This is a genomic window from Novosphingobium sp., assembly GCF_027489515.1.
GTDB lineage: Bacteria > Pseudomonadota > Alphaproteobacteria > Sphingomonadales > Sphingomonadaceae > Novosphingobium.
This window is the reverse complement of the sequence record NZ_JAIXZS010000044.1, coordinates 1-15,728: the sequence shown is the minus strand read 5'-3', so window position 1 is coordinate 15,728 and position 15,728 is coordinate 1. Positions and strand designations below refer to the sequence as shown.

8 protein-coding genes are annotated in these 15,728 nt (G+C 65.4%); 5 read left to right on the top strand and 3 right to left on the bottom strand.

From position 1 onward, the window contains the following. On the top strand, positions 1 to 1,104 hold a 1,104-nt coding region (locus Q0082_RS07715), incomplete at its 5' end, for an ABC transporter permease (protein ID WP_298191302.1). 13 nt (positions 1,105 to 1,117) lie between these two features. Here the strand turns inward: Q0082_RS07715 and Q0082_RS07710 are convergent. After that, positions 1,118 to 1,492 carry a hypothetical protein gene (locus Q0082_RS07710; RefSeq protein WP_298191301.1) on the bottom strand — a complete coding sequence of 125 codons (375 nt, stop codon included), beginning with the start codon at positions 1,490 to 1,492 and terminating at the stop codon, positions 1,118 to 1,120. 75 nt (positions 1,493 to 1,567) lie between these two features. Continuing rightward, entirely contained in the window at positions 1,568 to 4,429 is a 2,862-nt protein-coding gene (locus tag Q0082_RS07705) for a pitrilysin family protein (RefSeq protein WP_298191300.1), read from the bottom strand. Positions 4,430 to 4,630: 201 nt separating this feature from the next. Between Q0082_RS07705 and Q0082_RS07700 the strand changes: the two genes are divergently transcribed. The 4 genes from Q0082_RS07700 (at position 4,631) to Q0082_RS07685 (ending at position 15,308) form a co-directional block, all read left to right on the top strand. Next, positions 4,631 to 8,206, top strand: coding sequence for a hypothetical protein (locus Q0082_RS07700; RefSeq protein ID WP_298191299.1), 3,576 nt, complete (start codon positions 4,631 to 4,633; stop codon positions 8,204 to 8,206). 73 nt (positions 8,207 to 8,279) lie between these two features. Continuing rightward, on the top strand, positions 8,280 to 10,193 hold the full coding sequence (locus tag Q0082_RS07695) for a CocE/NonD family hydrolase (RefSeq protein WP_298191298.1): 1,914 nt from the start codon (positions 8,280 to 8,282) through the stop codon (positions 10,191 to 10,193). A gap of 241 nt (positions 10,194 to 10,434) precedes the next feature. Next, positions 10,435 to 12,402 (top strand): calcium-binding protein, encoded by a 1,968-nt coding sequence (locus Q0082_RS07690; RefSeq protein WP_298191297.1) that lies wholly within the window; start codon positions 10,435 to 10,437, stop codon positions 12,400 to 12,402. A 302-nt stretch (positions 12,403 to 12,704) separates the two neighbouring features. After that, the gene (locus tag Q0082_RS07685; protein ID WP_298191296.1) at positions 12,705 to 15,308 is read left to right on the top strand and encodes a calcium-binding protein; all 2,604 of its coding nucleotides are present in this window, start codon (positions 12,705 to 12,707) and stop codon (positions 15,306 to 15,308) included. A gap of 63 nt (positions 15,309 to 15,371) precedes the next feature. Here the strand turns inward: Q0082_RS07685 and Q0082_RS07680 are convergent. Continuing rightward, on the bottom strand, positions 15,372 to 15,728 hold a 357-nt coding region (locus tag Q0082_RS07680; RefSeq protein WP_298191295.1), incomplete at its 5' end, for a phosphoribosylaminoimidazolesuccinocarboxamide synthase.

The window sequence follows — 15,728 nt, the reverse complement described above, 5'->3', positions numbered from 1 at the left end:
GCGATGGTGTTCAAGGAAGTGCGGCAGATGCTGCGCGACCGGGGCACGGTGGGCATGATGCTGGTCATGCCGCTGATGCAGCTGATGATCTTCGGCTATGCGATCAACAACGATCCGCGTGGGCTGCCGATGGCGATCGAGCGTGGGGACAGTTCTGTCTTTGCGCGCTCGATCGATGCGGCGCTGCGGAACACGACCTATTTCAAGGTGACCGAGCTGGTGGAAAGCCCCGGCGCGGGCGAGGCGCTGCTGCAGGAGGGAAAGGTGCAGTTCGTCGTGACGATCCCCGCCGATTTCGGCCGCGATCTGGTGCGCGGGCGGCGGCCGCAACTGCTCGTAACGGCGGACGCGACCGATCCAGCCGCGACCGGCCCCGCAATCAGCGCGATCAGCGAGGCTGTCTCCACCGCGCTGGGGCTTGATCTGATCGGGCCGCTGGCAGCGCGTGCGGCGGGGCCATCGCCGGTCGATCTGGTACTGCACCGCAGCTACAATCCGGAAGGGATCACCAGCCACAACGTGGTGCCGGGCCTCCTCGCCATCGTGCTGTCGATGACGATGGTGATGCTGACCGCGCTATCGGTGACGCGCGAGGTGGAGCAGGGGACGATGGAGAACCTGCTGGCGACCCCGCTCAGGCCCTTCGAGGTGATGGTGGGCAAGATCGTGCCCTATCTGGCGATCGGCGTGGTGCAACTGAGCGTGATCCTGCTGGCCGCGCGGTTCCTGTTTCAGGTGCCGTTCGCCGGGCCCTTGCCGCTCCTGCTGGGGGCGACCTTGCTGTTCATGGTGACGAGCCTTGGCCTCGGCTTCACGCTGTCTACACTGGCGCAGAGCCAGCTGCAGGCGATGCAGATGAGCTTCTTCTACATCCTGCCCTCGGTGCTGCTTTCGGGCTTTGCCTTTCCCTATCGCGGGATGCCGGGCTGGGCGCAGACGCTGGCCGAAGTGCTGCCGACGACGCATTTCATCCGGCTGGTGCGCGGGATCATGCTGAAGGGCTGGGGGATCATCGATGCCGTGCCCGAAATGGGCGTGTTGGCGGGGATGCTGGCGCTGCTCGGGTTCGTGGCCGTGCGGCGCTATCAGGATACGGTGGCCTGACCCCGCCCTGCGCTCAATCCTTCTGGGGGAGAAGGTAGGCCATCGAGAGGCTGGACGGGCTGCCGGTGAAATCGACGCTGAGGCGGGCGGTTTCGCTGGAGGACTTGTTGCGGATCACGGCGATCTCGCCAGGGCGGTAGGCGTGCTTGAAGCTGGCGCCGGGGGCGACGGTGGCGATCAGGATCTCGGGCGAGGACCCATCCGTCGCGGCGAGCACGGAGACGGTGGTCTGGCCGGTGTTGCGGCCGGAAACGATCATGTCGGCCTTCTGTTCGCCGCCGAGCAGGAAGGTGTCCGCGGGCGGGACTTCCAGCTCGCTATGGCCGGCGAAGGCGGCAGTGGGGACGAGGGCGAGCGCAGCGACGGCGAATGCGAGACGGGTGAACATGGCGGGTAGACCCTCCGGCGAGCCAAGTGCCCTCAATACGGAGGGTACGCCTAAACGTCGAAACGCCCATCCTCCCTAACGGGCAGGCGGCGGAGCCCGTTCTGGGGCGGGGGCGCCTTCGGGGAGGACGAGCGCGATGACGGCCTGATCGGGGGCGAGGAAGCGCCGGGCAAGCGCCTGGAGGTCGGCACCGGTGAGGGCGTCGAGGCGTGCACGGGCCTGCTGATAGCGCGCGATGCGGTCCGGCTGGCTCTGCGCGCGTTCGGTGAGGGCAAGCCAGCCGGCGTTGGTCTTGAGCAGGTTGTCGAGCCGCTCGCGCATCGGCGCGCGGGCGCGGCTGAGCACGTCCGCATCGATCGGGCGGGCGGCCAGATCCGCGATCGTGCGCTCGATCGCCGCGCGCGTGGCGGCGACATCGGCAAGATCGACCGAGGCGGTGACGCTGAAGGTGCCCCAGCCGCGCCAGACCCGGCTGAGCGAGGACGAGGCACCCGGCGAATAGGCCTTGCCGAGCGCCTCGCGCACGGTGTCGAGCACTGCGACGCCGGTGACTTCCTGAAGGAGTTCGAGGCCGATCGCCGTGACCGGATCGCGGTCGTCGGTGGTCGGCCAGACGTAGCGGACGATGGCCTGGTTGGCCTCGCCCTTGTGGCGGATCACGGTGAGGCCGCGCGTGGCGGTGAAGCTGCGCTCGCGGGCCTCTTCGTAGGGGCGGAACTCCGGCTCGCGCGCGGGGAGTGCGCCGAAGGTGCGGGCGACCATGGCAAGCGCGGCGTCGGGATCGAAATCGCCGACAAGCGTGATCTCGATCGCGCCCTGTGCCAGCCGGTCGCCGATGGCGGCCTTGAGCTGCGCCATGGTGATCGCCTGATAGGCTTCGGGCGGCTGGAGCGTGAAGCGCGGATCGCCGGACGAGAGCACGCCGGGCAGCGTGTTGGCGAGCGCGGAAGCCGGGGTCGCATCGCGCCGCGCGAAGAAGTTGGTCATCGACTGGTGGTAGATGACGTCCGCCGAAGCGCGCCAGCCCGCATCGGTGATCAGCGCGGCCAGGAGCTGTAGCTGGAGTTCGAGATCGCGCCGCGTGGTGCCCGCGCCCAGCGCGAAGGCATCGCCCGAGGCGGTGATGTTCGTGCCGACCGAGCGACCGGCGAGCAGGGTCTGCAGATCGTCCTGGCTGTGCTTCGCGAGCCCGCCGGTGGGGAGCATCGCGGTCATCTCGGTGGCGAGGGGGTTCGCGCGCGTATCGATGAGTTCGCCGCCATCGATGAACACGCGCACCAGCACGCGGTCATTCTCGAGATCGGTGCGCTTGAGATTGAGGCGGACGCCGTTGGCGAAACGGATGTGGCGCAGGCCAAGATCGGCGCGCGTGGTATCGGCGGCGATGGTGCCCGGGGGGCCGAAATCGGTATAGGCAAAGGTGCCCGAGGGCTGGCGCACGGTGATGCGCAGGGGGGCGGCCATCGCCTCGTCCCATACGGCGCGGAGGGCTTTTTCGCCGCCTTCTGGCGCGGTGCGGCCCTGGAAGCGGACTAGCGGGTTGGCGAGCGGGATCGCGTCTGCCCGCAGCGCGGCAAGCACCGCGGCGGGAGTGAACGCGGCAGCGTTGCGGTTGAAGCGTTCGAGCACCGAAGCTGGCGTGGTCGGCACCTTGTCGTCGCGCAGCAGGAGCAGCACGGCGCCGACCAGCGCATCGTTGCTGCGCGTATCGGCGGCTGCGGCCGCATTCTCGATGCCGGTGCGCGCATTGGCGACCTGTTCGGCAACTTCGGCGTCGGTGAAGCCCTTGTCGAGCGCTTCGCGGTAGACCTGCGCGGCGGCGAAGAGGCCATCGCGCCAGCCCTTGTCCGCCGTGTCGACGATGAGATTGGTGGTGCGGCCGATGCGGAAGACCTCGCCGGTGCCAAGCCCGGCGCCGCGGAAGGGCGGCTTGGCGATGCGGCTGAGCCGCAGAAGGCGGCGGTTGATCACCCCGTAGCCGATCTGGCGCAGCAGATTGATGTGGCGCTGTTCGGCGGTGTCCGGTTCGTCGCGCCAGCGGCCATGGCGCGAGACGGTGACCCGTTCGGAAAGCGCGGGATCGAGGTGGATGCGCGCGGCACCCTGCTGCTCCACGAGGACACGGCCCTGATCGGGGCGCTTGGCAGGCGTGCGCGCGGGCCAATCGGCAAAGCGCGCCTTGATCGCGGCCTCCACCGCATCGGCATCGAAATCGCCGACGACGATCAGCGTGGTCTTTGCAGGCACATATTCGCGCGCCCAGAACGCCCGGAGCGCGGCCGCGGTGGCGCCCTTCAGCGAGTCCACCGTGCCGATCGGCAAGCGATCGGGATAGTGCGCGCGCGGATGGACGAAGGCCATCTGATCCTTGCTGTTCTCCAGCGCGTAGCCTTGCCCGTCGCGCAGTTCGGAGAGGACGACGCCGCGCTCGCGCTCCACCGCGGCGGGATCGAAGGCGAGTTCGCTTGCCGTCTCGCGCATCAGCATCAGCGCGGTATCGAGGAGCCGGGCCTCATTGCGCGGGAGGCTGAGCATGTAGAGCGTATACTCGAAGCTGGTCTGCGCGTTGGTATCGGCGCCGAAGGCAAGCCCCTCGCGCTCGAGCAGCTTCACCATTTCGCCCTCGGGCACGTGGGCGCTGCCGTTGAAGGCCATGTGTTCGACGAAGTGGGCAAAGCCGCGCTCGCCATCGCGTTCGTCGAGCGAGCCGGTATCGACAGCCAAGCGCACCTCGGCGGTGGCTTTGGGCGTGGCATTGTGGCGGATCACATAGCGCATGCCATTGGCGAGGCGGCCGAAGCGGAAGGCGGGATCGGGCGGTAGGTCGCTCTTCTCGAACGCCCAGACAGGGGGTGACTTGGCGGCAAGCGGCACCGGAGCAAGTGCGAGCGCGGCAAAGAGCAGCAGAGCAAAGCGGGCAAAGGCGTGGGGAATCATCGGCTGCGGTGTTTGGCGGCTTGCAGGTGAATGCGCAATGACGCCCGGCGCACGGCGTGCCGAAACGAACACCGAAGCGGTTATATCCTGCTGTTGCCAAGCGGCTGGCTCGGCTTCACAGATGATGCGGGCGCGAGGATCTGCCGGACGGCGCTTGCGGCGAGAACACCAATATGGGCGTCTGCGGGCGCGGGGGGCAGGATGGCCGATTTCCTTGGTACTGCGGGCAAGGACACCTACACCGGCACGGCGACTGGCGACATGATCAGTGGCGGCGGCGGTGCCGACACGCTGAGTGGCGGCGGGGGTGACGACTACATCGCCTCAGCCGACCGGGCACCCCGGTTCGGAGAATACTTCGGTCGCGCGATCTCCCTCGATACCGGCACGGAACGGGACACCCTGACCGGCGGCGACGGCAACGATCACTTCTACGCAGGCTATGGCGACAACGTCGACGGCGGTTCGTACGAATATTACGGGAACTACCTCTCGATAAGCTTCATGGGTGCCGCGTCGGGGGTGACGGCAGATTTCACGCAGGACGTGGTCACGGTCGGCGGCGGGACCATCAAGAACATCCAGAACCTGACCTGGGTGCAGGGCAGCGACTTTGGCGACACAATCAATGCTGGCGATCATTCGACCGGCTACACCGAGTTCAGCACCGTGCTGGGCATGGGCGGAAACGATACGCTGATCGCCGGTTACTACACCACCATGCTCGATGGCGGGAACGGCAACGACATAGTCGACGGCCGGCCCAGCCAATACCTTTCGAAGGTCATGGGCGGGAACGGCAACGACACGCTCTACACCAATACGAACACCTTTGCGGCAGCGGACGGCGGCGCGGGCAGTGACACGATCTATGCACACGGCGAGATCCATGGCGGCTCAGGCTCCGACAGGATCTATGTGCAGGCAAGCTATTATGCCGGAGCCGTTTTTGGTGATTCCGGAAACGACCGGATCGAGGCGTCGACAAATGGCACCGAGATGGCGGGCGGCACCGGCGCAGATACACTGATCGGGATGGGAGCGGCCGATACCATCATCACCGGCGATGCCGACTTCACCTCGCTGCTGTCCGAGGACAACGGCACCGAAAAGGACGTCGTGTCCGCCGGCGGCGGGAACGACCAGATCACCGCGGGCTTCGGCGACGATGTCGACGGCGGCGATGGCAACGATACCCTCAGGCTGAGCCTTGCCGGTGCGGCGAGCGGGCTGACCTTTGCGACCGGCGATATCCTTTCGGGCACGGGCTCATTCTATGGTGCGACGATCCGCGGCATCGAAGCGCTGCGCAGTCTGACCGGCTCGGCCCATGCCGATACGATTACGGTGGATGGCGATGCCAGCACCATCGAGGCGATCCATGCGGCGGGCGGGGATGATACGTTCATCTCGCCCGGTTTTGCGAATGCGCTTTATGGCGATGGCGGGGCTGACCAGTTGCTGGCCAGCCGCGCAGGCGGGTTTTTCGACGGCGGTGATGGTATCGACAGTGCCGACTTTTCCAGTGCCAGGTTCGGCGTAAGCGTCAGGATGGTCGATACCTACGCCGGCGGGTTCATCGGTGGCCTTTCGGTCCTCGCCCATGTCGAGACCGTGACCGGCTCGGCCTTGGCGGACCGGATCGAAGGTGCATCGGGTGACGACACCCTGTTCGGCGGGGCAGGTGATGATCGCCTCTCGGGCGGCAAAGGCAACGATATCCTTGAGGGCGGCGCGGGCATCGACACGCTGCGCGGCGGCGCGGGGGACGATACCTATATCGTGAGCGATACGGCCGACCGGATCCTTGAAGTGCCCGGCGAGGGCACCGACACGATCCAGTCCTCTGCCACGATCACGCTCCCGTCCTATGTCGAAAACCTGGTGCTGACCGGCACCGAGGCCATCGACGGCACGGGCAATTCGCTCGCCAACCACCTGACCGGGAATGGTGCGGCCAATGTGCTGAAGGGTCTTGGCGGCAACGATTTCCTGATCGGCGGCGGCGGGGCGGACAGCCTCGATGGCGGCGAAGGCAGCGACGTCTTCGTGTTCTCCTCGGCAGCAGACCTGGCGCAGGCGACGATTGCCGACACCGGAGCGGTCGGGATCGACGAGCTGCGCATCGGCGCAGCAACCGCGACATCGTTTGTTGCGCAGGTGGATTGGACCGGGCTTGAAGCCATCGCAATCGGCACTGGCGACGCGCGGGTGGCCGATAGGTGGGGCACCACGGCCATCAACTTCGATGCATCAGCCTACGGCCGCGCCTTGCTTGTTTTGGGCAATGACGGCGCCAACCACCTGATCGGCACGGCCTTTGCCGATACGATCGCGGGCGGCGGCGGCAACGACGTTCTCGATGGCGGCGAAGGCGCCGATCTGATCTCCGGAGAAGTTGGTGCGGACACGTTGTCTGGTGGGGCCGGGAACGACCGCCTCGCCGGCGGTGATGGCAGCGACACGCTCTCTGGCGATGCCGGGAACGACAGCCTTGATGGCGGTGCGGACAACGACACGCTTTACGGCGGTGACGGTCTCGACAAGCTGACCGGAGGCACGGGTTCGGACCAGCTGTCTGGCGGGCTCGGCAACGACAAACTGCTGGGCGGGGACGGTGACGACGCGCTGCAGGGCGATGCCGGGAACGACTGGCTGGACGGCGGCGCCGGGGTCGATACGGTGAGCGGAGGCGATGGGCTTGACCGGCTGTTCGGCGGCGCGGACGCGGACCAGTTGCTGGGCGGGCTCGGCAATGATCAGCTGTTCGGCGGTGATGGCAACGACAACCTGCAAGGCGATGCCGGCAACGATCTGCTCGATGGCGGAACCGGTGCCGATACCTTCGCCGGGGGGCTGGGCGACGACCGCTACAACGTCGACGATGCGGGCGACGTGGTGACCGAGAAAGCCGGCGAGGGGCGCGACCTTGTAACCGCATCGGTTGACTGGACGCTGGGCGCCAATGTCGAGGACCTGACGCTTGCGGGCGCAGCGCTGCGCGGCACCGGCAACACCGGGGACAACACGATCATCGGGACCGGTGAGACGAACGTGCTGGCGGGCGGCGGCGGGGGCAAGGACCTGCTGATCGGCGGACAGGGCAACGACACCTATCTGATCGACGGGCCGACCGTGACCGTGCGCGAGAACGCCGATGAAGGCTTCGACCGGATGGTCTTCACCGCGAACGGCACTGTAGCCGCCAATATCGAAGTCGCGGTGGCCGCTGGTACCGGCGCGGTCAATATCACCGGGAGTGCGCGTAACGACCTCATCGGCGGCAACGGGGGCGCCAATGTTCTCGAAGGCGGTGCCGGGGGCGATACGCTGATCGGGCAAGGCGGCGTGGACACGCTGCGCGGCGGCGATGGCAACGATTTCCTGCTCGGCGGCGCGGATGGGGACAGCCTGACCGGTGGTGCGGGCAGTGACCAGTTTGTTGTGGGGGCCTATGCCGGGTACGCTGCCACCAGGATTACCGACTTCACCAGCGGGGTCGACACGCTCCTGGTGGTCAATCCCTTTGTTTCCGGTCTGCTCCTGGCCGGGGGTCTTGCGTTCGGCACGAGTGCCAGGGATGCCGACGATGTGGCGATCTACGACAAGGCGAGTGGCTATCTGTGGGCCGATTTCGATGCCAATGGGCCTGAGGCGAAGATCCTCGTCGCGACGTTCACACCGGGCACCGTGCTTGCCGCGAGTGACTTCCGCTTGATCGATGAGGGATCGTTCAACCAGCAGATCGCGCCGGTCGAGAACGCGCTGCTGATCTGACGCGCCCTGCTGCGCGGGCTTGGCAGCGCGCGGCGGGGTGATAAGCTCCCCCCTCGGTTTGAGGGGGAAGATCATGATTGTGCGCGCGGCGATTCTGGCGGGGCTGCTGCTTTCGGGAGCGGGGACAGCCTTGGCCGCGCCCGCCAAGGGGCCGGTCTACGACGAGCGGCCGGCGAAGATCACGGAGCCGGTGGCGGCGCGCGATTACGAGCGGCGTGCGGTCGATATTCCGATGCGCGACGGGGTGAAGCTGCACACGGTGATCATGGTGCCCAAGGGCGCCCATGGTGCTGCCATGCTGCTGACGCGCACGCCCTACAATGCCGAGGAAATGACCAGCCAGCATGGCTCGCCGATCATGGCGATGGCGCTCGATGGTTATGACCATGCGCCCGATGTGGTGATGGGCGGCGGCTATATCCGCGTGGTGCAGGACGTGCGGGGCAAATATGGCTCCGAGGGCACGTATGTGATGAACCGGCCTTTCGTGGGTACTTCGCTGAACCCGACGAAGACCGATCACGCGACGGACACGTACGACACGATCGACTGGCTGGTGAAGAACGTGCCCGAAAGCAACGGGCGGGTGGGCATCATCGGCATCAGCTATGATGGCTTCACCGCGCTTGCCGCGCTGGTGAACCCGCATCCGGCGCTGAAGGTGGCGGTGCCGATGAACCCGATGGTCGATGGCTGGCGCGGGGATGACTGGTTCCACAATGGCGCGTTCCGCCAGATCGGGATCAGCTATATCTGGGAGCAGGTGGCGACCCGCGACAATGCCAACAAGTATGAAGTGGCGGAGGCGGACGCCTATACCCACTTCATGAAGTACGGCTCGGCGGGCGCGCTGGCGACGGCGAAGGGCCTCGACCAGATCGGCTTCTGGCAGAAGATCAAGCAGCACCAGGCATGGGACGGCTTCTGGCAGGAACAGGCGATGGACAAGGTGCTGGCCAAGGCGCCCTTGAAGGTGCCGACGCTGCTTGTCCATTCGCTGTGGGACCAGGAGGATATCTACGGCGCGCCGGCGGTATGGAAGGCGCTGAAGCCGCAGGACACGGAGGGCCTCCTGCACATGTCGATCGGGCCATGGTATCACGGGCAGGCGATCGAGAAGGCCGATACGCTGGGCGCGCTGAACTGGGACGCGGACACCGGCAAGTGGTGGCGGATGAACGTGCTTGCGCCGTTCCTTGCGCATTATCTCTATGACAAGCCGATGGACGTGCCCACGGTGAGCGCGTTCCAGAGCGGCACGAACCAGTGGCAGAAGCTGGGCGGCTGGCCGCCTGCGTCCTCTGGCGCGAAGACGGAGAAGAAGCTCTATCTGCTGCCGGGCGAGGGGCTGGCGTTCGAGCCCTCAGCTACGGCGGGGACGGTGGACTATGTCTCCGACCCCGCCAAGCCCGTCACGTACTATCCGCGCCCCAACCAGCAGGAGGGCTATGACGGCAACCCGTGGCCGACCTGGCTGGTGGGCGATCAGCGCCCGGTTTCGGGGCGGCCCGATGTGTTGGCCTTTGTCGGCCCGGTGCTGGACAAGCCGGTGACAATCGCGGGGGCGCCGGTGGTGCACCTCACCGCCTCGACCAGCGGGACCGACAGCGACTGGGTGGTGAAGCTCATCGACGTCTATCCTGATGACGTGCCGGGCGACCGGGCGATGGGCGGATACGAGCTCGCCGTGGGGATGGACATCTTCCGCGGGCGCTTCCGCGAGACGCTGGCCGAGGCGCGCCCGATCAAGGCGAACACGCCGCTGGAGTATGTGTTCGAACTGCCGCAGGCGAACCACGTGTTCCTGCCGGGGCACCGGATCATGGTGCAGGTGCAGTCCAGCTGGTTCCCGCTCTACGACCGCAATCCGCAGACGTTCGTGCCTTCGATCCTCGACGCGAAGCCGGGGGATTATGTGAAGGCCACGCAGAAGGTGAGCTTGGGGGGCGCGGACGGAAGCTATATCGCGCTGCCGGTGGTGGAGTAGGGCGAGGCGTGAAGGTCGGGGATTTCGGGGTGTTGCACCGGTCAGCGTGATCCCCTGCCGAAACCCGCCCCATTCCACAGCTTGCCACAAGGTCAGCTCCGCAGGCCTCTGTTACGTATGTCACGAGGCCTGTGACAATTGAGACCAAACTCCCGCTCGCGCGATGTTCGCCGCTTACAAGGCGCGTGCATTGTCTCCCCATCGGCAAGCGATTGCCGCGCAGATCACGGGGAGAAATCGGATGGCCAAGAAAATCATTCAGGGCAACGGCTTTGCCGACGTCATTACGCTCGGAAGCCTGCTCAATGACATGAGCGACGACTACGACGTCTACACGTATGGCAATAACGACACCATCACGGCTTACATGGACGGCAATCTCTACGTCGAGGCGGGCGATGGCAACGATACCATCACTGTCCAGGGCAGTGGCAGTGCCACCATCTACGGCGGCGCTGGACGAGACAGCATCCAGCACGATGAAACCGGCCCTTGGGAATTCAACGGCAAGGCCACGATGTATGGCGGCGACGGCGACGATTTCATCTGGAGCCGGGTGTCGGGCGGCGATGTGCTCGACGGCGGGGCGGGCAACGATGAAATGTGGCTGGCAAAGGGCAACATTGCCAAGGGCGGAACCGGCGATGATCTCTACGATCTCACCGACATTGCGAATCCCTACTACGATCAGGACGATGTGACGATCGTAGAACTTGCCGGTGGCGGCTTCGATACGATCAAGGGCTATATCAAGGACTTCAATTTCGCTCTGGCGCAGAACATTGAAGCCTACGAGTTTGATGACTTCACCTATTATCAGCTGCCGGGCGGACAGGCGCTTACCAACATCAAGGTGACCGGGGACAGCCGGGATAACTCCGCCGAACTCGGGATCGGCAACGACTTTGCAAAGATGAACGGCGGCAATGACGCCGTCAGTGGCGGAAAGGGAGAGGATCTGATCTACGGCGACGCCGGCAACGACATTCTGACGGGCGGCAACGACGATGACACGATCTACGGCGGCACGGGCAATGACACCCTGATCGCCGGAACCTGGAAATGGGGATCGATCGGCCAGTCCGATGGCAGAAACAAGCTCTACGGCGAAGATGGCGACGACAGCATCTATGGCGGCAACAAAGTTGACGAAATGTGGGGCGGCGCCGGCAATGACCTGATGGTCAGCGACGGCTTTTCAACCATGGTCGGGGGAATCGGCGACGATACTTATGGCACCGATGGCTATGGGGATACGATCACCGAGAACGTTGGCGAAGGGATCGATACGATCCACTTCAACGGCTCCGCCATCACGATGCCGGACAATGTCGAAAACCTGATCCACTATCACCACATCACCAACAAGACGGCGTACAGCGGCCCGACGACAGTGACCGGCAATGCCTTGGCCAATGCGATCAGCGGCAATGACTGGAGCAACACCCTCTATGGCGAAGCCGGGGCCGACAACCTGCAAGGGTTGGACGGGAACGACAAGCTCTATGGCGGCGCGAACGATGACATGCTCTCTGGCGGTAACGGCAATGACATGCTCTACGGCCAGGATGGCAACGACAAGCTCTATGGCGGCGCGGGGAACGACACGGCTTACGGCGGTATCGGCGATGACCTGATCGGCGGCAGTGCGGGCGACGATTTTCTGGTGGGCGATGCCGGAAACGACACGATCTACGGCGGCGCCGACAATGATCTGATCACCGGCGGACAGGGTTTCGACAAGCTCTACGGCGACATGGGCAGCGACACGATCCGCGCGGGCCAGATGAACGATTACCTCTACGGCAACGACGGCAACGACGTGCTGTGGGGCGAGGCCGGCAGCGATTTCATGTGGGGCGGTGCGGGCGCTGACAAGTTCATGTTCTCCAATGTCCGCGACAGCCGGATCGGGGATGGGATCGACCAGATCAAGGATTTCATGCGCGGCATGGACAAGCTCGATCTATCTGCAATGGACGCCAATGCCACTGTGGTTGGCGACCAGAGCTTCACCTGGCTCGGGGTTGATCCGCGCGCTTTGCCCAATGCCGCAGCCGGCAACCTGTGGGGCGTTTCGGTCAAGGCAACGGCCACCACCGAGGCCTACATCAAGCTCTTCGGCGATGTGAACGGCGATAACGTCGCCGATTTCCAGATCGACGTGCTTGGTGCCACGCCCCTCTCGGTCACGGACTTCGTTCTGTAAGGGATCGGACGGTTTCCCGCATGGGGATCACATGCGCAGCGGGGTCGCCGTGAGGCGATCCCGTTGCTTTTTGCGGTCGCAACGGGGTGCGGCTGCGGTGAGCCTGCAGTGACAGTTGCAGCAATCCCCAGATCCTCGGCATGGCGCTGTGTGGGCCGCTCCGTCCGGGATTGGTCGGGCTGTTGATCAAACTGTCACTGCCATCCTGGTGGTGAAACAGAGGAAGGCCAAACTGGCGGCATTTGCGGTTTGCCGCGAACGGCGCACGCAGTACCCTGTCGCCGCAATGAAGGGGAAATGGCGTGGCCGTCTACACCGGTACCAATCAGGACGATATCTATACCGGGCCAAACGAGGACAACGCGATCAGCGGTCTTGGCGGGAATGACACGCTGACGGGCGGCAATGCGGTCGATGCGATCCAGGGCGGGAGCGGCGCCGATACGATCGACGGCGGCGATGGCGAAGATATCCTGGCCTCGGACACCGGCGATGCCAGTTTCGGCCAGGAGTTCGCCTCCGCCTTTGCGCCCGACACCGGCAGGGAGCGGGACATCCTTCAGGGCGGCGCAGGCCGCGACCGGCTGCTCGCCGGATATGGAGATACCGTCGACGGCGGGGCGGACAGCGATTCGCTGTCGATCAATTTCCTCGGCGCGAAGAGCGGCGTGACGGCCGACTTCACCCAGAGCGTCCTGACCATCGGCGGCGGCACCATCTCGAACATCGAGGACTTGCACACGGTGACCGGCAGCAACTTTGCCGACACGATCACCCTGTTCAGCAGCGGCACGAGCTATGACGGCGTGACGGAAGTGTTCGGGATGGGCGGCGACGACCACCTGATCGCCAGCAAGTATACAGCCACGATGATCGGCGGTGACGGCGACGATATCGTCGATGGCCGCCTGACCGTCATCGCCTACGCACTGCACGGCGATGCGGGCAACGACACGATCTATGCGAACCCCGGACAGTTCGGCCCCGTGTCTGGCGACGAAGGCGATGACACGATCTATGCGGCCGATAACATCGACGGCGGGACCGGCAATGACACGATCCATCTGCAGGCCGGCTTTGGCGCCATCTTCGGCGCCGCCGGCGGCGATGGGGATGATCAAATCATCGCGGCCAATACCGGCTCGAAAATGGCGGGTGGCCGGGGTTCGGATACCCTGACGGGCGGGAAGGGGACGGACGAAATCTACGCGGCCGGCTTTGGCGGCGACATGACCCCGGATACGCCGGACGAGCATGATGTGGTGAGCGCGGGCGGCGGCAATGACATTGTCAGCATCAGCGCAGGCGATGACGCTGATGGCGGCAGCGGCGCGGGCGATGCGCTCTATCTCGACCTCAGGCAAGCCAGCGCCGGCGTGCACTTCGCGACCGATGCGATGCGCAGTTCACGTGCGATCACGATCGCCGGCGGGGTCATCCGCAATTTCGAGATCCTCAAAGCCATCAGCCTGACCAACTATGCCGATCGGGTGACCGTTGGCGGCAATGGCAGCGACGAAAAGGTCTTCGTCTTCGGCTGGGGCGGAAACGATCTGCTGATCACCGGAAAGACGGGCGCTTTCGTTTCGGGCGGCGAGGGCGATGACCGGATCGTCAGCGGATCAGGGGCCGATATCATCGAGGGCAATGAAGGCATCGATACCGTCGATTACCGTGCTTATCGGGGGGGCGTGGTGCTCGCCTTGTATGACCCGCTTCAAAGCAACGGCGTGGGGCCAGACGGGGACATTCTCTATGATATGGAGAATGTCCTGGGCTCTGCCTACGCGGACGATATCACGGGCAGCAATTTCAACAACACGCTCCTGGGCAATGGCGGGGCTGATCGTCTCTCCGGTGCGTACGGTGACGATCTGCTGGACGGCGGCAAGGGCGCCGACACCATGATCGGCGGGGACGGGGCGGACCGCTACATCGTCGATAACCGGGGCGATGTCATCATCGAGACCGGCACTTTCGCGCCCGGCGATACGGTGACGGCAACGGTTTCCTATACGCTCGCCGCCAATGTCGAGGAACTGACCCTGGTGGGGCCGGCGGCCATCGCCGGGACCGGAAACGATACCGCCAATGTGCTGACCGGGAACGAGAATGCCAATATCCTGCGCGGCCTTGGCGGCGATGATGTGCTGATCGGCGGCGCCGCGGTTGACCGGCTTTATGGCGGCGAGGGGAGCGACCGCTATGTCATCACCTCGGCCGCCGATCATCCTGCCGCCGAAATCCGCGACACGGGCCTGTTCGGGACGGACGAACTGCGGTTTGCGGCAAGGACCTCGCAAACCCTCAAGCTCTTCGCGCAGGATCTGGGCCTAGAGCGCGTGGTGATCGGGACAGGCAATGGCATGGCCGCGAATACGGCTGGCAGGACGGCCATCGACATCGACGCCAGCGAGCTGCGCCGCGGGCTGGAGATCGTGGGCAATGCCGGCGCGAACGGGATCATCGGCACAGCTGGCTCCGACCGGATCGATGGCGGGGCGGGCGGCGACACGCTGAGCGGCGGGGCGGGGCGCGACCTGCTGATCGGCGGGGGCGGACAGGACCTGCTGACGGGCGGTGCGGATGCCGACACGTTTGCCTTCGATGGGGCGGCCTTCGTGGGACTGCAGCCGGCGCGGGCCGACCGGATCACCGATTTCAGCCATGCCGAGGGCGACCGGATCGACCTTTCCGCGATCGACGCGGACAGCACAGCCTTTGGCAATCAGGCCTTCAGCTTCATCGGCGATGCCGCATTCTCGAAGCACGCGGGCGAAGTGCGCGCGGTCGTGGTCGATGGCAGCACGCTGGTCCGGGGCGATATCGACGGCGACGGCAGGGCCGATTTCGTGATCGCGCTGAGCGGGGCGCCGACGCTGGAGGCGGCGGATTTCGTGCTTTAGGCGCGGTCGTCAGGCGCGCGTTGCCGCCGCCCCGAGACAAGCTCGGGGACGGATGGCTGAGGCTTACTTCTTGCCGCGCAGTTTGCGGTGGGCGCCGAGGTCGAAGACTTCGCTGGGGCCGCCGTCGTTTTCGAGCAGGCCGAGGCGGCGGGCGACTTCCTGGTAGGCTTCTTCCTCGCCCCCGAGATCGCGGCGGAAGCGGTCCTTGTCGAGCTTTTCGCCGGTGACCATGTCCCACAGGCGGCAGCCATCGGGGCTGATCTCGTCCGCCAGGATCACGCGGCTGTAATCGCCGTCCCAGATGCGGCCGAACTCGAGCTTGAAATCGACGAGGCGGATGTTGATCGCAGCAAAGAGGCCGACGAGGAAATCGTTCACGCGGATCGCCATGCTGGAGATGTCCTGCATCTCCTCGTTGCT

Excerpts from the sequence above, each read along its gene's own strand:
- Q0082_RS07690 (WP_298191297.1), top strand. The coding sequence starts at position 10,435 with ATGGCCAAGAAAATCATTCAGGGCAACGGCTTTGCCGACGTCATTACG.
- Q0082_RS07700 (WP_298191299.1), top strand. The coding sequence starts at position 4,631 with ATGGCCGATTTCCTTGGTACTGCGGGCAAGGACACCTACACCGGCACG.
- Q0082_RS07695 (WP_298191298.1), top strand. The coding sequence starts at position 8,280 with ATGATTGTGCGCGCGGCGATTCTGGCGGGGCTGCTGCTTTCGGGAGCG.
- Q0082_RS07705 (WP_298191300.1), bottom strand. The coding sequence starts at position 4,429 with ATGATTCCCCACGCCTTTGCCCGCTTTGCTCTGCTGCTCTTTGCCGCG.
- Q0082_RS07710 (WP_298191301.1), bottom strand. The coding sequence starts at position 1,492 with ATGTTCACCCGTCTCGCATTCGCCGTCGCTGCGCTCGCCCTCGTCCCC.